Origin of the sequence: Amycolatopsis sp. NPDC047767 (assembly GCF_040704195.1) — a bacterium.
Lineage (GTDB): Bacteria > Actinomycetota > Actinomycetes > Mycobacteriales > Pseudonocardiaceae > Amycolatopsis.
The window spans coordinates 59796-82301 of the sequence record NZ_JBEYSJ010000023.1 but is presented as its reverse complement, the minus strand read 5'-3'; the positions used below and the strand labels follow the sequence as shown (position 1 = coordinate 82301).

The following is a 22506-nucleotide window of genomic DNA, read 5'->3' as shown; positions in this document are numbered from 1 at the left end:
TTGAAGCGGAGAGAAATGTCCATCACCGGCGAAGAGATCGAACGCGCCGAAGCCGCACTGGCCCACAACTACCACCCGCTGCCCGTGGTGCTCACGGAAGGCAAGGGCGCGTGGGTCACCGACGTCGAAGGCCGGCGCTACCTCGACCTGCTCGCGGGCTACAGCGCGCTGAACTTCGGCCACGGTGACGACGAGCTGCTGGCCGTCGCGCACGCCCAGCTCGACCGGCTGACCCTCACCAGCCGCGCGTTCCACCACAACCAGCTGGGCACGTTCGCCTCCGAGCTCGCCGAGCTGTGCGGCATGGAGATGGTGCTGCCGATGAACACCGGCGCCGAGGCCGTGGAGACGGCCATCAAGACGGCGCGCAAGTGGGGCTACCGCGTGAAGGGCGTGCCGGCCGGGCGCGCGAAGATCGTGGTGGCGGGCGGCAATTTCCACGGCCGGACCGTGACGATCGTCGGGTTCTCCGACGACCCCGAGGCCACGGCCGACCACGGCCCGTTCACGCCGGGGTTCGTGACCGTGCCGTTCGGCGACGCGGAGGCGCTGCGGTCCGCGGTGGACGAGGACACGGTGGCGGTGCTGATCGAGCCGATCCAGGGTGAGGGCGGTGTGGTGCTGCCGCCTGACGGGTATCTGCGTGCGGTTCGGTCCATTTGCTCCGAGGCCGGGGTGCTGTTCATCGCCGACGAGATCCAGTCGGGGCTCGGGCGGACCGGGCGCACGTTCGCGTGTGACCACGAGGACGTCGTGCCCGACATGTACGTGCTCGGCAAGGCGTTGGGCGGCGGCATCCTGCCGGTGTCGGCCGTGGTGTCGCGGCGCGACGTACTGGGCGTGTTCCGGCCGGGTGAGCACGGCAGCACGTTCGGCGGCAACCCGCTCGCATGCGCCGTCGGGACGGCGGTGGTGCGGAAGCTGAAGACGGGTGAGCCGCAGCGCCGGGCCGAGGAGCTGGGCCGGGTCTTTGCTGCGGTCCTGTCCGAACTGCCCTCTTCGGCGGTCGACGCGGTGCGGGTGCGCGGCCTGTGGGCCGGAATCGACGTGCGCGGCCGCACGGGCCGGGACGTCTGCGAAGGCCTGCTTCGGCGCGGCGTGCTGGCGAAGGACGCACACGGCAGCACGATCCGGCTGGCTCCGCCGCTCGTGGTGTCCGAAGAGGACCTGCGCTGGGGCGTTGCGCAGCTGGCGGCCGAACTGGGCTGAGCTTGTTCGCACTGGTGCCCGCCACACCTTCCGGGGGTGGCGGGCACAGTCGTGTCCGCTTTTATTTACATACAGACTGTATGTATGTACCTTGGTCGCATGACTTCCTCACTCGGACAGGACCACCGCATCCGCCTGCCGCAGGGCGAGGTGCGCTACTACGAACGCGGCACGGGTCAGCCCGTGGTCTTCGTGCACGGGGTGCTCACCAACGCGCTGCTGTGGCGCAAGGTCGTGCCCACCATCGCGGAGGCCGGGTTCCGTTGCCTGGCCCCGGATCTGCCCCTGGGCGCGCACGAGATCCCGCTTCGATCCGACGCGGACCTGAGCGCCCCCGGCGTGGCCACGCTGCTGGGCGATTTCCTGGAGGCCCTCGACCTGCACGACGTGACCCTGGTGGCCAACGACACCGGCGGCGCCATCACGCAGCTGCTGCTCGCGCGGCATCCGGCGCGCGTCGGCCGGGTCGTGCTGACGCCGTCGGACAGCTTCGAGTACTTCTTCCCGCCGATCTTCAAGCCGTTGCCGACGTTGGCGAAGGTGCCGGGTTCGATGGCCGTGCTGGGTCAGCTGTTGCGGGTGCGGGCGTTGTGGCCGTTGCCGCTGCTGTTCGGCTGGGTGACGAAGAAGCCGCTGGATCCGGCGGTGGTGTCGGCGTACCTGCTTCGCCTGCGCCGATCTCGCGGTGTCCAGCGGGACCTGCGGAAGCTCCTGCGCTCGGTGGACCCGCGGTTGACCCTGGCCGCGGCGGAGCAGCTGCGCTCGTTCTCCCGGCCGGTGCTGCTGGCGTGGGCGACGGAGGACAAGCTGTTCCCCGTGCGCTTCGCCTACCGGCTGGCCTCGCTTTTGCCGGATGCTCGAGTTGTGGAGATCGCCGACTCGTACACCTTCGTCCCCGAGGACCAGCCCGAGGTGCTGGCCGGGCACATCGTCGAGTTCGCGAGCGTCATGGCAGATTAGGCCGGGTGAGACGCACTCAGCAGGAACGTTCCGACAGCACGCGCGCCGCCCTCGTCGGCGCCGCCCGCGAGCTCTTCGGCACGCGCGGCTACCACGACGTCCCGGCCGAAGAGATCACCCGCACCGCCGGCGTCACGCGCGGCGCGCTCTACCACCACTTCGGCGACAAGCTGGGCCTGTTCCGGGCCGTGGTGGAGTCGGTTGAACGCGAGCTCACGGCGGAGGTCTCGGCGGTGATGACCGCGTCCGCCGATCCCTTGGTGGGCATGACGACGGCGCTGGGGACGTTCCTGGAGGCGTGTCTGCGCCCGGAGGTCCAGCGCATCTCCCTCACGGACGCCCCCGCCGTGCTGGGCTGGGACGCCTGGCGCGAAATCGAAGGCGAGTACGGCTTGGGGCTGCTGGTGTCGGCGTTGACTTCGGCCCATGCGGCGGGGTTGATCGTGGACATGCCCATCGGGACTCTGGCGCAGCTCATCCTGAGCGCCGTGATGGAGGCGGCGCGGATGATCGCTTCGGCGTCGGACCAGGCGGCGGTGCTGGCTGAGACTCAGGTGGTTTTCGCGGGCTGGCTGGGCTCTTTGCTGCGAGCCGATCACCAGTAGACGGGTTGGCGTTCTTCGGGCCTTGCTGGTGCGACGTCGATCCCTGGTGTGCCGACCAGTGCTTCGACGGCTTCTCTTGCCGCCCCGATCCCGGCCCAATGCGGATCGACGTCACTGGCGAAGCACCACGCACGATCCACCGGCCACACGAACGCCGGCGGGGCGATGGCGTGGCCTGTGCCCAGTTCGATTTCCCCAGTCGTCGAGGTCGGTGAGTGTTCCGCGCAGAACCCAGTATCGACGGTGGGGCAGGGTCAGGAAGGTTTCGCCTTGCGGCTTTATGTCGGAGTAGCCCTCCCAGACGCAGAAGTAGCACTCGTCGGGTGTCTCGGTGAACCGGCTGAGTTCGCGCAGTGCCGTCCGTGTTTGCTCGATGTCGGACTTGTGGCCCGGGGGTAGTCGTACGTCGGCCTCTGCCTGCCCGGTGCGCTCGGGGTCCGGGATGAACCGCAGCCGGGCGTAGGCTTCGTAGCCGGCTGGGCCGAAGAGGATGAGCTGCTCACCTGACGTCCCGTCTGGGAGAGCCATTTCGCCGCTTTGGTGCCGGCTAGGTATTCGAAGGTCACTACACTCCCGTCCTCACGAGGCCACCGGAAGGGGACGTCGACAGTCCTCACTGAATAGCGCGACGACGATATCCTCCTCCCCCAATTTCATGCGGTCTGCACGACTCCCGCCCGCTCGTCCGGATAGCGATGAACGACGTCCATCCACACCTGCTCGGATGCCTCGTCCACCGCGGCCCTGCAGCGCTCGCCTGGATCCGGGCTCCGGCACAGCCGAAGGAACTCGTCGGCGGACTCGATCACCCGAGCACCCACGCCAGAAAAACCAGCAGGAACACACCGTCGACCAGGCCGCCACGGATGAATCCATGGCGGCCTGAGGACGGCCTGCCAAGGCCGAGAACAACAACCCGGCAGCTCACAACCGGATAGATTTCTTGTTCATGAACTATCCAGGCGGTCAGTGGACCTGGGGACGTTCTTGGGCGGACCGCCTCTGACCTGCTCGTTTGCTTCGGTTGGGTCCGGTCGCGTCCGGACCGATCTTGACGTCTGACGGCCTGGTGACGGCCTGGCCCTCGTCGTCCTGCCCGCCCTCTGAGTGGCGACCAGGCTAACCCGTCGTCCTCGTCCCCGCCGCCTTTAGCACCGTCTCGGCGCCGTCAAGGGTGGGCGCTTGCGACCATCGCGCAGCGACGCCGCCAGGCGCCCTTGATGGCGTCGAGGCGGTGCTAAACGATCGCTGACGAGGAAGCGGGCCGCCACGAGTCACGAGCGGGCTGTAACGGTCTGGACCGCTTGGGCGACTTTGTCCGCATGCGCGTCTTTGGATCACTCGCCGTCGACGGCGGCGCTGTGCTCGCCGGCACCTCCGGCGGGCCGCCCCGCGACCGGCGGCCGGAGCGGAGCGGCAGGCCGTCCGTGTCGCACCGGGCGGCCCCGCCGAACGCCGCGCAACCCCGCGCCGCCGTCGCCGGCGCCTTGATCCCATAGAGCCAAGTTCGGCAACGTTGAAGTGGAAGCGAAGCCTTGAGTACCGAAGAACGAGACTGGTCGTTAGTGCGTCATTCACCGGCAGACGCCAACCGTGCCCTCCAGTCGGAAATATCGTGGATACGTAAGGTCAGCGAGTCAGAATTTCAAGCACTAAACAAAAAATCCCGGCTAGTCGACACGTATATGGGAGATTGGCCGTGGAGAAAGATCGTAAATTCTGCAAATTCGTTCATCAAAGTGGTTTTGGATGCGGCCAGTTCTGCAAACAAGTCGTCAACGATCATAAACGAGTCGGACAGAGTCACAGCAAACCTTGCCATAGCCCACACGGTTGATTTAATGGACGGCTGGCTGAGGGATTGCGAGGAATTATCCGAAGAGAAAGATGCCGCGGACGTAACGAATGCGCTTTCGGCAGTACTCGAAGAACAAACTGCGACGTCGTTGCTACGAAGGATCCGTGCCGCCGAAGTATCGGATATGGTCAACATGCAGATCGTCAGCATTGCACCATATCAATTCACCGTGACCCTGAGCGAGGCGGCCCAGCGTGCTGGCAAAATTGCAACTGGCCCGGACTGCGTTCAGCTCATCCACACCGTTCTCGATGAGCTCTCCCTCATCGCCGAAGCCGAGCTGATATTACGAAAACCTGATTTCCTGGATGCAGCTAGGATGTTTAAAACGCTGCAACTCGAATGCCTTTACGGCATACCCGGAATCATTTTAGACAACCAACTCAAAGACATCACCACGGGCGGCGAGGGTAATATCACCCTCCAGGGGTTTCCGATCACAAATCTGGAGATCCTGCTTGGAAACGTACGCAAAGCGGAACAGGCTCGCGCAGCCCGCCGTCAGCGTGTTTCCGGGCAGAAGTCAACAGAAGGACATACAACCGTTAACACTTCTATTATGGGTGCTAGCGAGGACGAGGTAGGGCCAAGCCAGCGTCAGAATCAAGGTCAAGAAGATGCGCCCAGCCCGACGGCAACGCCTCAACCGGTCGAAGTTGCAAGTTGGGAACTCCTCTCCCATGAGACGCGCCACTTACCAGAGGAGATCGAAGCTCGGTGGTCGCAATCTCTTGGCGACACATTGCGGCAAGATCACGATACACTATTCAAGAAGACACAGAGTTTCGTCGCGGCAGCGGGGGCGCGGCTTTTGGCTCAGTCTGACAAGGTAGAATCTATTCGCCAAGAAGCAGGCTTGGCGTTTTCATTTCCGCCGAACGCTGAAGATATTTCGAACCTCGTCGAGACAAATAATGAGGCAAATAGACAGGTCGCGCTTTGCCTCGCGAATATGCTTGCGCTTCGTCGTCTCTCCAATTCGATGAAAAGCCTGCAGGCGCCCAGCAAATCCCGAGTCACTTTCGATGGCAGACACGATTCATGGTGGTCGTCGGGCGCATTCCACAGAGTTAGCGAGCTAGTAGAATCTACTTTATACTTGATATCCTTCGATGAAGACGCCCTAGCAGCAGCCGACCCCCAGAAGAATTCATGGGTGCACTACACTCAATTAGCGGCCAAGGACTTAGAATTTGGCGCACTTGAAGGCTGCGTTGTCAACAGCAGCCGGGCGGTCAGACTTTGGCTAAACGAGATCGAGCAGATGCAGACGCCAGCGAATAGCCCCCTCGGGCGCCGTAGAAATTCGGTACAAGATTCAATCGTCTTGCTGCAGAGCACTGCGGAATCAATTTGCCGGGGAGACGCGATCTCAACCCCGACTTTGTGGTTACTCTCGGAGTATTGGTGCCGAACGTTCGCGGAGTGGCATCATGAGTCGTTGCGGCGGGTCGAAACTCAGCTAAAATACGTCGCTGACGCACGCGAGGATCGCGATGTCTCAGATTAGCCCTGAAGAAGAACCTAGCTTCTACACGGATCCCTACTCGCTCGTCGACAGCAGAATTTCTGGGCGACACCTCGAAGTTTTTATCGGTAACTCCGATGTATCCGATGCAGTGCGGAGCTCGACCTTCAGTAACGCTATCAACAGTCGGCCTAAGGCTAGCTTATCGATGCACGCCAGTCATCCAATGGTTGTTAATGCCGATTGGCGCGGTAAAGTTTCTGTTGCTAGGATAACCGACGGCCAGATTTGGCCCTTATTCACGGGTAATGTTGTTAGCGTAAAGGCCGAAGAAGACTTCGTATTCCTCGAGTGCGATGGCGCTACAGCACTGATCGAGTCGCGTGCCGGCGCATACATAACAAGCAAGGACTCCGGCCTGGACCTCATATATGCGGCAGCGCGCGAGTCGGGCCTTCGTCAAGACATGATATCAATCGACATACCAAACGAGATACTCGAAACATTTGAAGTTATAGTTCCGATTATGGGTCTGACTAAACCGGAATTTGATCATCAGATCGGCAATGTTGTCTTGACTTCGAAGAGATCAATTACAACCACCATTGATCTCATAGACAATGAGAAGTTTGGATCCCGCTTTAGGTCTGCTTCGGCGTTTGCAGTTACATACCAGACTGCTAGTCGGATGTACGACGCCGAGCAGCGAGCTTTAGGTGATATATCGACGTCGCTTGCGTGGTTGACGACGCGCTCTCAGTACTCATTGGCAACTTTGCCCAATGGCATAGTGCCAGCATGGTCACGCAAATCTATACTCGCACGTATCGCAGTTGATGCGGCAGTATTCGTACGGGGACTCACTTCCCGTCGAATGTGGATCCGAGAGCTATCCGCCGGCACGAGATCGGAAGATCTTGAGATCGACGACTCGCTTCGCACACTCCCGGAAACAGGTCTCAAACGCTTTACCGCGAGGGTTCGACAGTCCCTTCTGTCGTATCAGCGTGCAATTCGCGACGATGACCCAGCAAGCCGCGCAACGCTGATGTGGGAGGCACTAGAATTCTATGCAGGTGAGACAAAGGTTCCTCGACTTTTTAGCAAGTCAGAGATTCGTGACATTAGACGGGTCCTTCCCACGGATTTACCTGCAGAAAAAATGGCCCGGCTTGAACAAATGATTGGGAATCTCAACTCAGCGCCATTGCTCGCGCGGCTTCGAGTTCAATTGGCAAGAGATTCAGTCCCACTGAAAGAGGCTGAGTTTGACAACCTCCACAAACTGCGAGGTCTAAGAAACAGTCTGGTTCATGGACGTGATGCGAGCGCGGAACATCTGGTGGACGAAATCGACCAGGGATTAGCATTGGTGGCTCGCATCTTACTGCATGCAACGAGGGAGTAATCACTAACTGTAGAACGCCTCCGGGGAGCGCTCTAGAGCATCATGGATTCTTTTCATTATTGCGCGATGAATGTTGAGACGACGGAGCAGGTTCTGGTGAACCCATAGTACCTCTTTGCTTTCATCGCTGGTGCGCAACTGTCCACTGATAGGATTCGCTCGAAAACAGATCGAGAACTCCTGCCGGACTTCCCCGTCGTCGTAGGCGATGACATGGTTAGGGTTGGAGTAGACGCCGACGACGCTGGTGACCTCGCACTCGATGCCGGTTTCCTCGCGAACTTCACGGACTGCGGCTTGGGCTAGGGTCTCGCCTAGCTCAAGCTGCCCGCCGGGGATGGCGTACAGGTCGTTGTCCGTGCGCCTGATCATCAGAATCCGGCCCTCATCGTCCTGGATAAACGCAGACACAGCAACGGCGATGCTGTTGGCCTTGGGGGCGTTCGGGTCGTTGTAGTAGTCGACGCGGGTCATGTGCTGCCTCCTAGAAGGTGGCGGGCTTGGCGAGGTTCCAGACAGATTCGAAGCTTTCGGAGTAGCTCTCGAAGAGGTCGCCGGCCGAGAGGCGGCGGAGGTGGAGGGCTGGAGCGTGGGCGCCTTGCGAACCGAAGATGTGGGTGTTGACCACCATCTCGTCGTCGAAGCGGAAGATCGAGTTGTACAGGGTCGTGTTGTGGAAGCGGATCTGCACGCCCGGCACGCTGATCAGCGGCTTGTAGTACGCGAGGGCGTTGCGGATCCGGGCCGGCAAGGTCCCGTCGCCTAGTTGCTCCTCCTCTCCGCGGAGGGCGACCGAATCGCCCTCGGGGTCGCCGAAGATGAGCCTGATGGACGCGCCGGCCTTGGCCTTTGCAGTGAGGTCCTTGATGAACCTCGGGCGTTCGACGAGGAACAGGCCCGCGTGCACCAGGATCTCAATGTCGCCGGTCGCGTCGCGGATGATGCGGTCCCAGAGTTCGACGGGGACGGCGTTGCGGTGTGGGAAGACCTGCACCAGTTCGGCAGTGGCCGTCTCCACCTTGCGCTCCGGCGCGATCGAGTCGGGCCAAAGGTAGGTCTCTGACTCCTTGGTGAGCGCGGCGAGCTTGTGCCGGTACTTCGGGTACGGCGTGCGCCCCTTGCTGATCCAGCGCTCCACGGTCTTCTGATCGACGTCGAGCGCCTTCGCCACCTGCTCCGGGTCGAACCCGTTGCGTAGGAGCGCGTCGCGCAGGCGTTCGTTGGGCATCGGCCCTCCTCGGGACTTCTAGGGACGTCTTCAACCGTACCAGGGACGTCCCTAGAAGTCCTGCTGTGCAGTGATCATGTCCCTCGGATCTGCGGAGAGTGGTCCCTAGCGTGCCGGAGTCGGTCCGGCGAGGCGGAAGGAAGGGGATTGCTGGTGACACCGGACTGGGACAGCTCGAAAGACGGGCCGTCGGCGCACGGATGGGTCCGTCATGCGTGACACGGTGCAGCTCCACGTCGGAGCGGACTTGCCGATTCGCGTGAAGCCGCTGGCGTACGCGAACCGCGTCGAGGTGCGGTTCGGCAAGGCGTTCCCGGTTGTGGTGCTGATCGATCTCGACGCGCTGACGGTTCTGTTACCTGAGTTGGAAAAGGCGCGAGACGCCATTCAAGCGAGCTAAACATCAACCGAAGGGTTCAACTGATGGCTATTGAGCGTGGTTTCAGGTTTGGTATCAACTTCGATGAGGCGTTTCCGCGTGGGCTTGTGATGGTCGGCGACGTGGCGCCGGACAACGAGTTCCAGTCGCGTGAGGATCGGGCGGCCAATCGGCCGGTGAGGCAGCGCGTCGACGAGGTGACGGGCAAGCGGCAGTGGAAGGCGACGGTCACCGACCTCGGCGAGGAGAAGGCGAAGCGCGCTTCATTCGAGATCACGTTCCTTGCTGACGTGCAGCCGGTGCCGGCGACGTCGGAGGTGCTGCCGGGTATGCGGCCGATCGAGCTGGAAGGGCTGACGGCTGAGCCTCGTGTCGGTGGGCAAGGGGAGTTCAAGTACCAGACGTACGTGTTCCGCGCGACGGGCTTCAAGGCGGTGGCGGCCTCCGCTGGCAAGTCGGCGCGCTCCTCGGCGGCCTCGGACGACACGAGCAAGGCCGCATGATCGTGCAGCTGACCGAGAGCGTGACGAGCGCGCCCGCTGACCTGGTGAGCGCCTGGACGAAGGCGTATCAGGACTACTCGCGTCTCTACACGCTGGAGCACCGCGAGAGCAGCCCTGCCGTGCGGGAGCAGCTCGGCTACGCCGCGAAAAGAGTAGCCGCCGCGTACCGGGATCTGCTGGCAGCACGGGGCTTTCCGTGGTGGTGCCTGGCTGCTGTCGAGCTTGCTGCGGCGGAGTTCGAGGCGCAGGCGATCTCACTGGGCGTCGGTGAAGTCCCGAACCCGCACGGAGGGTCCGCCGATGCCGGCCGAATCTGGAGGGCGCAGCGGTGATGACCTCGGAACGGAAGGCGAAGCCTGGGACCGGCTCGGACGCGCCGACGACGTTGTACGGCGTCCACCAGTGGGTTCAGTCCCGGTATCCGCCGACGGACGCTCCGCCGTCCACGGTGATCGCGTTCCACCTGGAGAACAAGCGGATGTACGAGCGGATCGCGGACATCGATCGCGGGCACCACCACGAGGCGCTGTACTTCGTCGGCTACGAACAGCGGATGGCCGACGCGGCACGGGAAGAGGCGCTCCGCCTCGACAAGTCTCCTGCGGGACAGGAGGTTCCGCCGTCGGCTCGATGAATTCCTGACGCCGATCACGCACAAAAGAAAATCGAAAACACGTGGGGACGCGTGTTGTGTTAAACGCGTCCCCACGTGCCCAAAAATGTCCCGTTAGAACGCAGAACCGGCCTTCTGGCTACCAACCTTCACCCGGTTCTGCGTCTGTCCACTGGAGAAGTGAACAATGGAAACCATAACGGTCAAGGCGCAGTCGTCGTCAACGGGGGTCACCCGGATGCGTTGCGCGATTTGTAAGCGATTCGCTCGGCTGCTGCCCGGCGAAACGGAATGTTCCTCGTGCCTGGGGATGCTCCCCCTTTCCCTGACGCTGCCGGGAGACCCCGGCTCGCGCCACGAAGGCGGTGAGCGCCGATGAACGCGGTGACACTCGTCTTCATCACCGGAGGTCTCGCCGTGGCGCTGTGGCTGCTGGCGAAGCTTGGTCGGGCGTTCGCGGCGATCGCGGAGACCTTGGCGGCGCTCGCGGTCGTCGGCATCGCCGTTTGGGCGTTGGTCCGTGCAGCTGGCTGGGTTGTTAGGCAACTGGTGACCCGCTGGCGCTCCTGCCTCGCGGTGCTCGCCCTGATGGCGTGGTGGTACTGGTGGGGCTGGCTCTCGTTCGTTGTCGTCGTCGGCACGCTCGGGCTGACGGCTCTGGTGTGGCGGTACCTGAACGTCGCGGGCTTCGATCGCTGGTGCGGCCGCTGGCTGCGCTCCTGGTGGCTGCGTTGGGCCGTCTACGGCCGGAAGCTTCCGGACTGGCTTCACGCCTGTGGCCTATCGATCCGCGACGAGGCCATCCCCGTGGACGTAACCGTGAACCTGGTGTCGCGGCGGCGCAAGCGGGACGCCGTGGCGAAGGCCCATCATCAGGCCGGCGTGGCAGTGCCCAAGGTCCTGCGGGTCCGTTCAGGGCCGTCCTGGGACGAAGTCCGCATTCAGCTCGTCGCGGGCCAGAAGCCCGAGGACTTCGACGACGCTGCCCGCGCGTTGGCCACCGCGCGCAAGGTCACGCGGGTCCAGGTCCGGGAGATCGCGCCCGACGCCGTGTCACTGGACTTCATGCGCCGGGATCTGCTCTCGTCGCCAGTGCGGTGTCTGCCGTTGCCTGACCTGGTTGCCGCAGACGGGACCGGCATTGACCTGCACAAGGTGTTCGCGGGGACCACGGAGTACGGCAAGCCGTGGCTGTTGCCGCTGGCCGGTCCTGGCTCCCACACATTGGTCGCCGGGGCGAGCGGCGCGGGCAAGAACTCGGTCATGTGGTGCCCGCTGGTCTCCGCGGCTTCGGCCATCCGTTCCGGCGTGGTGCGGGTGTCCGGTGTCGACCCGAAGGGCATGGAACTCGCGTACGGACGCCGGATCTTCGCGCGCTACGCCGTGACGGGTAAGGAAACCCTGGAGCTGCTGGAGGGCCTGCGGGACGAACTGGAGAAGCGCAAACGCGAGTTCGCCGGGGTTACCCGCGACGTCCCGATTTCGACGGCGTACCCGCTGGAGCTCCTGGAGTTCGACGAGATCGGGGCACTCACGCGGTACACCGACCGCAAAACCCGCGAGTCCATTGTGGAACACGTCGCGGTCCTCAACACGCAAGGGCGGGCGCTGGGCCTCTCGGTTCGGGGCTATGTGCAGGAACCGACGAAGGACACCGTCCCTGTGCGCGAGCTGTTCACCCGGCGCGTGTGCCTGCGGGTCACCTCCAAGACTCACGTCGGCATGGTCCTCGGCGACGGAGCTTACGAGCGGGGCGCGTGGGCGAATCGCATCGGGGACTCCGAGGCCGGCGTGGGCTACGTGTGGGGCGAGGGCATCCGTGAGCCGCTGCGGGTGCGCGCGGGCTGGGTGTCGGACGAGACGGTCAAGGCACTGGAGCACTACGTCACAAACGGCGGCGTGGTGAACCTCGCAGACCGGCGTCGTCCCTCCGGCGGCGAGGGGGTGGCGGCGTGAACTCGCTGATGATCTTCCTCGACGCCATCCGTGACCACCTCGACCTGCACCAACTGCCGCCAGTCGCGTCGCTCGACGTCACCGCGTGGTCGAGGCCGATCACAGTTCAACTGGACGTGGACGGGCTGTCCGAGGTCGCCAGTGCCCTGCTGGTGTGGGCGAACACCCTCGACGACGTCACCGCGACGGTGTGGCGCGTGAGCGACGGCGTGTCGGTGCACCTGTCGATCACCGGCCGGACCCCGTGCGGGATCCCGATGCGGGTCTACGGGGCGGTCCCGTTCGATCCGAGCACGTTCCCCGACCTCCCGGCCGGGGCCAAGCAATCGATGCCGGTCTACCTGCTGCGGGGTTGGGCCGCTCCTGGGGAGGTGGCTGCCTGATGAACGAGACACGTGCGGAGCGGATGCGAGCGCCCCTGGCCGAGGACGTGATCCGGGCGACGGCGGAGAAGCACGGAGTGTGCGTGCGGCCGTTCACGATGGAGGTCGGCGACCAGGACACCGGAGAAATCCGCCACGTCCCCGTGCCGTGCGGGTCCACCGTGGAATCGGTGTGCCTGCCCTGTGCCCGCAAGGCGAAGGCGCTGCGACAAGTCCAGTGCCGCGAAGGCTGGCACATGACCGAAGAACCCAAACTCACCCCCGAAGAGCCGACGGAGGATCAGACGGAGCTGCTGACCTTCCGGGCCGACCTGGTCGCCGCGTACCGAGACGTCGTCGACCAGGACCCGGCCGAAGCCGAAGAGCTGCGCGAGGAAATCCGGGGCGTGGACGAGGAACTTCGGCAACTCGGCATCCGGGGCCGGCTGCCAGGGGTCGAGCTGCCGACCCGGAAGGCGGTGAAGCGCTCGACGAAGCGGCGGCAGGACACGCCGAACCTGCCTCGGCGCAAGGTCTCCAAGGCCACGGTGGGGCGGGAGTACGCGGGCCGGTTCCGGCCGTCGATGTTCGTGACTCTGACCTGCGACACCTACGGGCCGGTCCGCGGTGATGGCGCCCCGGTCAACCCCGCCGCCTATGACTACCGGCGGGCGGCTCGGGATGCGGTGCACTTCTCGGCGTTGGTGGATCGGTGGTGGCAGAACCTGCGCCGCGTCGTCGGATGGGATGTGCAGTACTTCGCCACGGTCGAGCCGCAGAAGCGGACGGCGCCGCACCTGCACGCGGCCATCCGGGGATCGGTGCCGCACGACGTGATCCGGCAGGTCACCGAGGCCACCTATCACCAGGTCTGGTGGCCGAGTCACAACGAGATCGTCTACGCCGACCGGCTCCCGGCCTGGGATGGGCCGGAACGTGGATTTATCGACCCCGTGACCCGGCAACCGCTCGTGTCCTGGGATGACGCAGTCGACCAAGTCGAGGACCCGGCGCACGTGGTGACCTTCGGCCGGCAGGTGCACTCCAAGGGGATCTTGGGCGGGACGGAAGAGGCCGGCCGCCATATCGGCTACCTCACCAAGTACTTGACCAAGTCGACCGGCGAAGTGGTCGAGGCCGACACGGCGGCGCTGGCCGATCACCACGACCGGCTGCACGCCGAGCTGGCCATCACCCCGTGCTCGCCCCGGTGCGCGGTCTGGCTGCTCTACGGAATCCAGCCCAAGGGCGCCAACGGCAAGACCACCCCGGGCCACTGCAAGGGACGCGCCCACCGGCGGACCACCCTCGGTCTTCCAGGTCGTCGGGTGCTGGTGTCGCGGAAATGGTCGGGCAAGACGCTCGTGGATCACAAGGCCGACCGCAAGGCGTTCGTCATCCAGGCGCTCGCCGCTGCCGGGATCGAGAAAACACAACCGGACCCGACCCGGCTCGTCTGGCGCAAGGTCGACTCCGGCGACCCGCACGTGCCACCCCGGCCACACCTGGTCATGCACGCCATCGCCGAACGCATCACCTGGAAGGCCGAATACAACCGGGCGCTACTCGCAGCCGGACCGCCAGAAACTTCGGCAACTCGGGAGGCCGCATGACGGAAGGGGGCTCGATGGATGCACAAATCAAGGTGGTGAGTGTCGAGGGCCTGTGGTCGTCCGACGTCCTCGCGACGTTCCTGGGCATCCCGGCGAAGACCTTGCGCGACTGGCGTTTCAAGGGCTACGGCCCGTCGTGGATGAAGATCGGAAAGCACGTCAGGTACGACCCTGACGCGGTACGTCGATGGCTCAAGACGCTCGACGAATCGGCAGAAGCGGCATAGCCGCACACCCCGGCGACGGCCTTCCCCGTGTCTCGGATCAAGAGGCACGGGGATCGGTCGTTGCCCCAACACCCAGGAGGTGACATGAAGGGACACGTTCAGGATCGCTGGTGGCGGCAGAAGAAAGACGAGAACGGCAAGCTTGTCTTCAACGCCAAGGGTCATCCCGTCAGGGAGAAGACTGAGCTGTTCGGCCAAGGCGAGCGCTACAAGGTCCGGTACTACGACGCCGAAGACAAGGAGTGATCCAAAGCCTTCCCTGACAAGCAACTCACGAAGGCGAAAGCCTTCCTGACCAAGATGCAGCACGATGTAATGACCGGCGAGTACATCACGCCGGAGTCAGGCGCCGAGAAGTTCCGCGACTACACCACGCAATGGCAGAAAGGACAGTCAGCCGACGCCGGCACCCGGCAGACCGTGAACAGCCATCTGAAGACCGGGATCTTCCCGTTCCTCGGGGACAAGCCGCTCAAGGTCGTCGAGAAAACCGACACCATCCGGGATTGGCTCGACTGGCTGGAGCGGCCGAAGGCCGAGGGCGGACGCGGGCTCATGGCCTCGTACCGAGCGGTCCTCTTCGACACGGTCTCGGCGATCCTCCAAGCCGCAGCCGACGACAAGAAGATCCGGTCGAACCCCTGCCGTGCCAAGAGCATCAAGCGGCCGAAGCCGGTGCAGCGCAAGGTGATCCCGTGGCCGGAATCGCGGGTGCATTCGGTCCAGCTCGCGCTGCCGCCGGAGTACACCGTCATCGTGCCGTTGGGTGCCGGCCTCGGGCTGAGGCAAATGGAGATCTTCGGCTTCAGCCCAGACGACATCGACCGCGACGAGATGATAGTCAACGTTCAACGGCAAATTCGATGGATCGGCGGGCAACCGGTCTTCTCTCCGCCCAAGGGAGGCAAGACCCGAGTGGTCCCGCTCGGCGCGGGCGTACTCGACGCCGTCGACGACCACATGTCGTTACACGAGCCCATGACGCTCACGCTCCCCTGGCTCGAACCTGGCGGCCGTCCCGAGACGGTTCGACTGCTGATCAGTCGAGCGCTTCGACGGACCCGCAAGTACCGCAACAAGCCGGTCTGGCACGTGACCCAGGGAGCCAACTTCACCAAGAACGAGTGGAAGTCAGCGTTCGGGACAGCGGGGCTGGACTACGTGGACCGGCGCGACGGGATGCACGCCATGCGTCACTTCTACGCTTCCACGCTTCTCGCGCAAGGCGTGTCGATCAAGGAGGTCGCGGAGTACCTCGGCCACCACGACCCGGGTTACACCCTCCGCATCTACACCCACCTCGTGCCGTCGAGCCACAAGCGGGCGCGGGCGGCGGCCAACAAAGTGTTCACACCCCGCAAGGCCGGCAAGGCCGCCGTGGATGAATCCGCGACGGCCTGACGACGGCCTGAGAGCCCCAAAAGCAGCAAAACCGCAGCTCAGAGGCGTATAGATTTCTTGTTCATGAACTCCTCGATCCCCAACGGGCCCAGCTCCCGGCCCATCCCGGAGCGCTTGATCCCACCGAACGGCAGATCCGCCTGCGACCCGCCCGATTTGTTGAAGTACACCATCCCCGACTCGATGCGGTTGGCCACCGCGCGCATGCGGGCCGGGTCGGTGCCGAAGACGCTGGCGCCCAGGCCGAAGGGGGAGTCGTTGGCGATGGAGATGGCCTCCTCGTCGGAAGCGGCCGGGAAGAGCAAGAACACGGGGCCGAAGATTTCGTCGCGGTAGGCGTCCATGTCGGGGGTCACGTCGGTCAGGACGGTGGCTTCCAGGTAGGCGCCGGGGCCGTCCACGCGGTGGCCGCCGGTCCGCAGAACCGCGCCCTGGGCGATGGCCGTCGAGACCTGGGCGGCGACTTCGTCGGCGGCGGAGACCGAGGCCAGGGGTGGCAGTTTGGTCGAGGGGTCGGAGGGGTCGCCGGGCAGGTAGAACGAAGCCACCCGTGCGGTCAGTTTCTCGACGAACGAGTCGTACAGCTCCCCCACCACGATGATGCGCTTGGGGGCGTTGCAGGACTGGCCGCAGTTGCGCATGCGGGCCGTCGCCACGGCGTTCACCGTCGAGTCCAAGTCGTCGGTGTCGAGGACGATCAAGGGGTCCGAGCCGCCCAACTCCAGGACGCAGCGCTTCAGGTTGCGGCCCGCCTCGGCGGCGACCGAGATGCCGGCCTGTTCGCTGCCCGTCAGGGAAACGCCGACGATGCGCGGGTCCGCGAGGATCGAGGGAACCTGGCGCGACGAGGCGAAGACGTTGACGTACGCGTCGTCCGGCACGCCGGCGTCGCGGAGGACCTGTTCGATCGCGACGGCCGAGCGGGGGCAGATGGACGCGTGCTTGAGCAGGATGGTGTTGCCCAGCACCAGGTTCGGCGCGACGAAACGCGCAACCTGGTACATGGGGAAGTTCCACGGCATCACGCCGAGCAGGGCGCCGATCGGCTCCTTGCGGATGACGGCATCGCCGCCCTGGATCTTCAGTGGCTCGTCGGCGATGAGGGACGGGCCGTGTTCGGCGTAGTAGGAGAAGATGTCCACGACGATGCCGACCTCGCCGCGGCCCTCGTTGACGCGCTTGCCCATCTCGAGGGTCATGATGGCGGCGAGCTCGTCGGACCGTTCCGCGAACAGCTCACCCGCGCGCGCGACGATCTCGGCGCGTTCGGCGACCGGGCGGTCCCGCCAGGAAAGGTAGCCGCGGTGGACGCGGGCGATCGCGTCGCGCACCTCCTGGTCGGTGGAGTTCTCGATCTGCTCGATCAGTTCACCCGTGGCCGGGTCGGTGACGGTGTACATCGCGGCGAGAGCCTCCGTGTTCGACGGAACGAAGCGGTCGGACGCGCTCAGGCTACCAAACTGCATACAGTATGCACTAGCCCGGCGAAGGTCGTCCGACTACTCCAGAAGTTTGCGACCTCTTGACCGAAACGCCCGTTTCCCAGTATGGTCTAGACCACATTCTCCCCCTCTCCCCGCCCGCGCACCTCCCACGCGGCGGCTCGATCGCGCCCGTTCAAGGCCATCCGTGGGAGCGGGCACCGCTGTCGAAGGAGCCCGGTATGAAAACGAACCGCAAGCTCGTGGCCGCCCTCGCCGGTGCGGCGATCGCGCCCGTGATCGTGCTGGTCGGCCCCGTGGGCACGGCCAGCGCCCACGGCTACGTCAACGCGCCCGCCAGCCGGCAGGCGCAATGCGCGCAGAACATCGTGTCCTGCGGCGACATCAAGTGGGAACCGCAGAGCGTGGAAGGCCCGAAGGGCCAGCGCACCTGCAACGGCGGCGTCGCGCGCTTCGCCGAGCTCAACGACAACAGCAAGCCCTGGCGCGCCACCGCGACCGGTCGCACGGTCACGTTCAACTGGACGTTCACCGCCCGGCACAAGACCAGCACCTATGAGTACTACATCGGCAACACGCGCGTCGCGAGCTTCAGCGGCAACAACCAGGTGCCGCCGGCCACCGTGTCGCACTCGGTGAACCTGGGCAACCGCACGGGGCGCCAGACCGTGCTGGCCATCTGGAACGTCGCCGACACTGCCAACGCGTTCTACTCCTGCGTCGACCTGCAGGTGAGCTGACGAAATCGGCGGACGGGTTCGCCGAACCCGTCCGCCGATCCAGTCCACAACAGACTCAGCGATACGCTGCGGCCTCGGCACTGCGCCGCCCCACCAGGAACCACAGCAGCGGCCCGAGGAACGGCGCGCAGAACGCGAACACGACCCACACGAGCTTCATCCCGCCGGTCAGCGGGCTGCCGAGCACGCTGATCAGCGCGGCGAGGAAGAACACCAGCGGGGTCAGGATCAACGCGATGATCCCGACGGCGACGGCGATGTTCGCGGCGTGGGGGCCGTCCTGGGCTGCGGCGGCCAGCGCGGTGGGGATGGTCATCGGTCCTCTCCCTGGTTCTCGTCGGTCCACATCGGACGCGATGAGTCCAGTATGAGAGCGCGCGCCGCGCACCCGAATCGGCTCGACGGCTCGACCCGCGTAATCCTTAAGTAGTAGCCGCGACGGGGATCACGCGCTCCAGCAACCGCATGGCCAGCGCCGCGAACACGTTCACCACGGCCAGGACCAGCCACGGCAGCCAGTACCCGACCTCGAACAACGTGGTGAAGAACGCCGGCGCCACCAGGCTCGCGACCGTGAACGAGTACTGGAACACCGCCAGGTAGCGCCCTCGCGCGCCCGGCGGCGACAGCTCGGTGGCCAGCGACTGCGACACCGGCCCGTGCACGGTCTCGGCCGCGGTGAACAGGAACGTCGCGCCCAGCAGCACCGGCACCACCCACCCGAGCTGCCCCGGCACCAGCAGCGCGAACGCCAGGCACCACGCCGCCCACAGCACCGCCGAGGCCATCAGCACGCGCGTCCGGCGCAGCGGCGACACCAGCCGCACGGCCGGCGCGGTGAGCACCGTGAGCAGCACGGTGTTGCCCACCAGCATCGCGGGCGCCAGCCACGGCGGACCGTGCAGCCCCACGGTCACGAACACCGGCAACCCGAGCGCCAGCATCATGCTCGTCAACGCGAACACCGCGTTCAGCCCCGTGAAGGCCAGGAACGGCCGCGCCCGCAGCATCCCCCGGTACCCGCCGGCGTCGCCCTCCGCACGCCGCGGCGCCCGCACGCGCACCGCGATCGCCAGTCCCGCACAAAGAAAACAGGCCGCCGAGCCGTACGCGATCGCGCGATACGCCTCCGGCGTCCCGATGGTGACGACGATCCCGGTGATCAGGCCGCCGATGGCCAGTCCGGCCGTGCGGGTCACGTTCATCCACGCGAACCAGGAGTCCTTGCTCCGCGGTTTCTCACTGCCGTCGACGAAATCCGCGACCGCGGTGAACACCGACGACCAGAAGAACCGCACCCCGACCGCCACGAGCGCGGCGGTGAGGAAGATCCCGGCGGGCCCGGTCACGCGCGTGAACAGCAGAAACCCGATCCCCTGCGCACCTTGCGCGGCGACCACCAGCACCCACGGACCCATCCGGTCGGCCAGCCGCCCGGCGATCAGCGGCACCGGCAGGGTGAGCGCGTTCGCCGCGCTGAGCAGCACGCCGATCAGCGTCAGCGGCACCGTCGTCAGCTTCGCGAAGAACAACACCGACAACGGCTGGAACATCCCGTTGCCCACCGAGTCGACCACCAAGGCCGCCAGCAGCACCGCCCCACCACGGCTCCGCACGCCAGATCATCCCCCCGGGTCGGACGAGCCCCCGAGCGTAACGATCTTCACCGCAGCGGTCGACGGAATTTACTGATCCGGCCAAAGTAGGACGACTCCCCAAGCGGCACGCAATTGTTGCTACGAAGCCATTCGGCCGTGACTGTGGTCGGATCAGTACTGATCGGCACAGTAGTGCCCGTCGAACACGGTGAGCAGCCGGTCGGGTGCGTCCTCGGCGAACGAGGTCACCAGGTTCTCCGCCGAACCCCGCGCGGCTTCCTCGCTGCGCGGGAACAGCGCCTTCTCGTACCGCGCCAAGGCCGCCTCGACGTCGCCGCCCGACTCGACCAGGGCCAGCGCCAACTCGGCGCCGTCGATCATGGCCAGGTTGGCACCCTCACCGGCGAACGGCGACATCAGGTGCGCCGCGTCGCCCACCAGCGTCACGCCGGGCACGCGCGCCCACTCGTGGCCGACCGGCAACGCGTGGATCGGCCGCGGCACCAGCTCCGTGTCGGCCGACTCGATCAAGGCCTTCAGTTCCGGGGCCCAGCCGGCGAACTCTCGCGCCAGCTGCGCGCCCGACAGGTCGAGCGAGGAAACCCAGCCCTCGGGAACCTGGAGGGCGACGTAGACGTGCACGCTGCCGTCCGGCTCCCGGTGCGCCAGAATCCCCTTCCCCGGGCCGAGCGCCATGAACATTCCGCCGCCGATGAGTGCCGCGCTTTCCGGGTGCCGGGTGGCGACGTCCAGCAAATCCAGCTCCACGAACGAAATCCCGGTGTACGCGGGCACTTCGGCCGAGACGAGCGGCCGGATCCGGGACCAGGCCCCGTCGGCTCCGACGAGCACGTCGGTCTCCAGCGTCGAACCGTCGGCCAGCGTCACCTCGTGCCGGCCATCACCCAGCGAACGGGCCGAAACGACCTTGGCACCCCACCGCACGGTGCCCTCCGGCAGCGACGAGAGCAGCAGGTCGCGCAACGCGCCGCGCTCGACCTCCGGCCGGGCGCCGTGACCATCGTCCTCTTCGGACAGTCGCACCACCGCGTGCCGGTCCAGCACGCGCATGGCCTCCCCGCCGCGGTGGATCAGCGGCAGGAACTCCTCGTTCAGGCCGGCCGCGCGCAACGCGGCCTGACCGGTTTCCTCGTGGATGTCGAGCATCCCGCCCTGTGAGCGGGCCGCGGCCGACGCGTCGAGGTCCAGCACGGTGGCCTCGACGCCGTTGCGGTTGAGCACGGCCGCGAGCGTCAGCCCGCCGAGACCGGCTCCGATGACGGTGATCTTCATGGTCTTTCTCCTTCAGGTTCTCGGGGTCGCGGCGATTCCGGCGATCAGCGCGCGGAACGCCCAGGACAAGCGTTGCCCGGGCGCGCCGGACAGCAGGTCGGGCCCGGCCGCGGCCAAGTGCGGGTACTTCTCGGGTGACGCGTCGTGGATGACGGCCGCCAGGGCCTGAAACGCTTCGCGGTCTTCGGGGCGCTCGTCGGCGTGTTCGGCCGCGGTCGCCGTGGCCAGCTGGAGCAGCAGGTCGACGCCCCACGCCGCCTGCGCGCCCGGCACCTCGCCCTCGGCCAGCAACGCGAGCAGCGTGTCCACCAGCCGCAGGTAGTTGTCCCCGCGCGGGCGGGCCACGAGCGCCGACTGCGCCAGCCCGGGATAGCGGAACAGCACCGCCGTGTACGAGCCGAGCACCGCTTCGAGCCGCTCCGCCCAGGTACCGGCCGCCGAAGCCGGCTCGACCTCGGCGAGCAGCTCGTCGAGCACCGCCGCGTGGAGCTCCACGGTGTTGCGGACGTAGACGTACAGCGACGCCGCACCGGTGTCGAGCTCCTGCGCGAGCCGGCGCATCGTCAGCCGGGACAGGCCTTCGGCGCGCAGGATCGCGAGCGCGGCCGTGATGATCCCGGCCCTGGTCAGGGCCGGCTTGGCCGGACGTTCCCGGCGGCTGCGTGGTGCGGTCATGTCCTCACGGTAACGAACATGTTCGTTCCGAACAAGGTCGTAACGAACATGTTCGTCGTCACAGACGCCCAGGCCTTTCGAACGAAAGGGAGGTAAGTTCGGCAGTCATGCGAGGCAACCCCCGGCACGAACGCATCCTCGAGCGGCTCCGGCGCGACGGCCGCGTCGACGTCGGCGAGCTGGCCGGCGAGCTGGACACGTCGGAGGTGACCATCCGGCGCGACCTCGACTCGCTGGCCGAGCAGGGCACGCTGCGCCGCGTACGAGGTGGCGCGGTGAGCCTGCTGATGCGCGGCGAGGAGCTGCCGTTCGCGCTGCGCGCGGTGGAGTCCGCAGCGGCGAAAGACCGGATCGCGGCCGTGGTCGGTGGCCTGGTGCGCGACGGCGAGGCCGTGGTCGTCGACAGCGGTACGAGCGGGCTCGCGGTCGCGCGCGCCCTCGCCGGCCGGCGCCTGACGGTCATGCCGCTCGCGCTGCCGAGCGCGACCGCGCTGGCGGAGAGCTCGTCGGTGAACCTGCTGCTGCCCGGCGGAACCACGCGTTTCGGCGAGGGCTCGATGGTCGGCCCGATCACCGAAGCCGCGCTCGCCGCGCTGCGGTTCGACACGTTCGTGCTCACCTGCTGCGGCCTCTCGCCCGACGACGGGGTGACGGCCCACGACCTGCAGGACGCCGCCGTGAAACGCGCTGCGAAGCGGTCTTCACGGCGCACAGTGCTGGTTGCCGAGAGCGCCAAGTTCTCGCGCACCGCGCTGGCGACCGTGTGCGGGATGGAGGACGTGGACGTACTGGTCACCGACGCCGAGGCGCCTTCGGAAGCACTGGACCGATTTCGCCAAGCAGGGGTCGAGGTCCGGGTGGCGTGAGGGGATCCGTCCACACTGGACGTCTCCCACTCTCAAGCTATAGCGCACCCCGGGGCTTGCCGCAAGACCCCCGTCGTGCCGCAGAATCGGCGGCCGTCAGCG

The 22506-nt window shown here is 65.8% G+C and carries 25 protein-coding genes; 17 read left to right on the top strand and 8 right to left on the bottom strand.

Features of this window, described 5'->3' with window-relative positions:
• Positions 1 to 15: 15 nt before the first annotated feature.
• The 3 genes from rocD to AB0878_RS33150 all read left to right on the top strand — a co-directional run bounded on the left by rocD (position 16) and on the right by AB0878_RS33150 (position 2774).
• Positions 16 to 1209 (top strand): ornithine--oxo-acid transaminase, encoded by a 1194-nt coding sequence (rocD, locus tag AB0878_RS33160; RefSeq protein WP_366584145.1) that lies wholly within the window; start codon positions 16 to 18, stop codon positions 1207 to 1209.
• A gap of 99 nt (positions 1210 to 1308) precedes the next feature.
• Complete coding sequence (locus AB0878_RS33155) at positions 1309 to 2169, top strand: alpha/beta hydrolase (protein ID WP_366584144.1); 861 nt, start codon at positions 1309 to 1311, stop codon at positions 2167 to 2169.
• Positions 2170 to 2174: 5 nt separating this feature from the next.
• Positions 2175 to 2774, top strand: coding sequence for a TetR/AcrR family transcriptional regulator (locus AB0878_RS33150; protein WP_366584143.1), 600 nt, complete (start codon positions 2175 to 2177; stop codon positions 2772 to 2774).
• Between the two features lie 111 nt (positions 2775 to 2885).
• On the opposite strand, the gene AB0878_RS33145 is transcribed toward AB0878_RS33150, so the two are convergent.
• Positions 2886 to 3302: a hypothetical protein gene (locus tag AB0878_RS33145; protein ID WP_366584142.1), complete on the bottom strand. Its 417-nt coding sequence runs from the start codon at positions 3300 to 3302 to the stop codon at positions 2886 to 2888.
• 1007 nt (positions 3303 to 4309) lie between these two features.
• Here AB0878_RS33145 and AB0878_RS33140 point away from each other — a divergent pair.
• Both AB0878_RS33140 and AB0878_RS33135 read left to right on the top strand, forming a co-directional pair.
• A complete protein-coding gene (locus tag AB0878_RS33140) occupies positions 4310 to 6142 on the top strand; it encodes a hypothetical protein (RefSeq protein WP_366584141.1) in 1833 nt (610 codons plus the stop codon).
• The gene (locus tag AB0878_RS33135) at positions 6129 to 7508 is read left to right on the top strand and encodes a hypothetical protein (RefSeq protein WP_366584140.1); all 1380 of its coding nucleotides are present in this window, start codon (positions 6129 to 6131) and stop codon (positions 7506 to 7508) included. Before AB0878_RS33140 ends, AB0878_RS33135 begins: the two co-directional genes overlap by 14 nt.
• A gap of 3 nt (positions 7509 to 7511) precedes the next feature.
• Here AB0878_RS33135 and AB0878_RS33130 read toward each other — a convergent pair whose 3' ends face one another.
• A complete protein-coding gene (locus AB0878_RS33130; protein ID WP_366584139.1) occupies positions 7512 to 7982 on the bottom strand; it encodes an NUDIX domain-containing protein in 471 nt (156 codons plus the stop codon).
• 10 nt (positions 7983 to 7992) lie between these two features.
• The gene (locus AB0878_RS33125) at positions 7993 to 8736 is read right to left on the bottom strand and encodes a DUF5919 domain-containing protein (protein ID WP_366584138.1); all 744 of its coding nucleotides are present in this window, start codon (positions 8734 to 8736) and stop codon (positions 7993 to 7995) included.
• Positions 8737 to 8947: 211 nt separating this feature from the next.
• Here AB0878_RS33125 and AB0878_RS33120 point away from each other — a divergent pair, with 211 nt between their 5' ends.
• The 10 genes from AB0878_RS33120 to AB0878_RS33075 all read left to right on the top strand — a co-directional run bounded on the left by AB0878_RS33120 (position 8948) and on the right by AB0878_RS33075 (position 15790).
• Positions 8948 to 9136 carry a hypothetical protein gene (locus tag AB0878_RS33120; RefSeq protein ID WP_360604568.1) on the top strand — a complete coding sequence of 63 codons (189 nt, stop codon included), beginning with the start codon at positions 8948 to 8950 and terminating at the stop codon, positions 9134 to 9136.
• 23 nt (positions 9137 to 9159) lie between these two features.
• Entirely contained in the window at positions 9160 to 9618 is a 459-nt protein-coding gene (locus AB0878_RS33115) for a hypothetical protein (protein ID WP_366584137.1), read from the top strand.
• Positions 9615 to 9950: a hypothetical protein gene (locus tag AB0878_RS33110; protein WP_366584136.1), complete on the top strand. Its 336-nt coding sequence runs from the start codon at positions 9615 to 9617 to the stop codon at positions 9948 to 9950. The genes AB0878_RS33115 and AB0878_RS33110 overlap by 4 nt, the downstream gene beginning before the upstream one ends.
• The gene (locus AB0878_RS33105) at positions 9950 to 10252 is read left to right on the top strand and encodes an AMED_5909 family protein (RefSeq protein WP_366584135.1); all 303 of its coding nucleotides are present in this window, start codon (positions 9950 to 9952) and stop codon (positions 10250 to 10252) included. The genes AB0878_RS33110 and AB0878_RS33105 overlap by 1 nt, the downstream gene beginning before the upstream one ends.
• A gap of 354 nt (positions 10253 to 10606) precedes the next feature.
• Positions 10607 to 12187, top strand: a complete 1581-nt coding sequence (locus AB0878_RS33100; protein ID WP_366584134.1) for an FtsK/SpoIIIE domain-containing protein — start codon at positions 10607 to 10609, stop codon at positions 12185 to 12187.
• Entirely contained in the window at positions 12184 to 12570 is a 387-nt protein-coding gene (locus AB0878_RS33095) for a hypothetical protein (protein ID WP_366584133.1), read from the top strand. The genes AB0878_RS33100 and AB0878_RS33095 overlap by 4 nt, the downstream gene beginning before the upstream one ends.
• On the top strand, positions 12570 to 14162 hold the full coding sequence (locus AB0878_RS33090; RefSeq protein WP_366584132.1) for a replication initiator: 1593 nt from the start codon (positions 12570 to 12572) through the stop codon (positions 14160 to 14162). Before AB0878_RS33095 ends, AB0878_RS33090 begins: the two co-directional genes overlap by 1 nt.
• A 14-nt stretch (positions 14163 to 14176) precedes the next feature.
• Entirely contained in the window at positions 14177 to 14389 is a 213-nt protein-coding gene (locus AB0878_RS33085; RefSeq protein ID WP_366584131.1) for a helix-turn-helix domain-containing protein, read from the top strand.
• Between the two features lie 84 nt (positions 14390 to 14473).
• Positions 14474 to 14635: a hypothetical protein gene (locus tag AB0878_RS33080; protein ID WP_366584130.1), complete on the top strand. Its 162-nt coding sequence runs from the start codon at positions 14474 to 14476 to the stop codon at positions 14633 to 14635.
• Between the two features lie 69 nt (positions 14636 to 14704).
• Positions 14705 to 15790: a tyrosine-type recombinase/integrase gene (locus AB0878_RS33075; protein ID WP_366584129.1), complete on the top strand. Its 1086-nt coding sequence runs from the start codon at positions 14705 to 14707 to the stop codon at positions 15788 to 15790.
• Between the two features lie 38 nt (positions 15791 to 15828).
• Here AB0878_RS33075 and AB0878_RS33070 read toward each other — a convergent pair whose 3' ends face one another.
• Complete coding sequence (locus AB0878_RS33070; protein WP_366584128.1) at positions 15829 to 17256, bottom strand: NAD-dependent succinate-semialdehyde dehydrogenase; 1428 nt, start codon at positions 17254 to 17256, stop codon at positions 15829 to 15831.
• 197 nt (positions 17257 to 17453) lie between these two features.
• On the opposite strand from AB0878_RS33070, the gene AB0878_RS33065 reads away from it, so the two are divergent.
• A complete protein-coding gene (locus AB0878_RS33065) occupies positions 17454 to 17972 on the top strand; it encodes a lytic polysaccharide monooxygenase auxiliary activity family 9 protein (protein WP_366584127.1) in 519 nt (172 codons plus the stop codon).
• Between the two features lie 55 nt (positions 17973 to 18027).
• Here AB0878_RS33065 and AB0878_RS33060 read toward each other — a convergent pair whose 3' ends face one another.
• The 4 genes from AB0878_RS33060 to AB0878_RS33045 all read right to left on the bottom strand — a co-directional run bounded on the left by AB0878_RS33060 (position 18028) and on the right by AB0878_RS33045 (position 21538).
• Entirely contained in the window at positions 18028 to 18288 is a 261-nt protein-coding gene (locus tag AB0878_RS33060) for a PLD nuclease N-terminal domain-containing protein (protein WP_366584126.1), read from the bottom strand.
• Positions 18289 to 18394: 106 nt separating this feature from the next.
• On the bottom strand, positions 18395 to 19588 hold the full coding sequence (locus AB0878_RS33055) for an MFS transporter (RefSeq protein WP_366584125.1): 1194 nt from the start codon (positions 19586 to 19588) through the stop codon (positions 18395 to 18397).
• 153 nt (positions 19589 to 19741) lie between these two features.
• Positions 19742 to 20863 (bottom strand): NAD(P)/FAD-dependent oxidoreductase, encoded by a 1122-nt coding sequence (locus AB0878_RS33050; RefSeq protein ID WP_366584124.1) that lies wholly within the window; start codon positions 20861 to 20863, stop codon positions 19742 to 19744.
• 12 nt (positions 20864 to 20875) lie between these two features.
• The gene (locus AB0878_RS33045; protein WP_366584123.1) at positions 20876 to 21538 is read right to left on the bottom strand and encodes a TetR/AcrR family transcriptional regulator C-terminal domain-containing protein; all 663 of its coding nucleotides are present in this window, start codon (positions 21536 to 21538) and stop codon (positions 20876 to 20878) included.
• Between the two features lie 107 nt (positions 21539 to 21645).
• Here AB0878_RS33045 and AB0878_RS33040 point away from each other — a divergent pair, with 107 nt between their 5' ends.
• Complete coding sequence (locus tag AB0878_RS33040) at positions 21646 to 22404, top strand: DeoR/GlpR family DNA-binding transcription regulator (RefSeq protein ID WP_366584122.1); 759 nt, start codon at positions 21646 to 21648, stop codon at positions 22402 to 22404.
• The last annotated feature ends 102 nt before the right edge of the window (positions 22405 to 22506 follow it).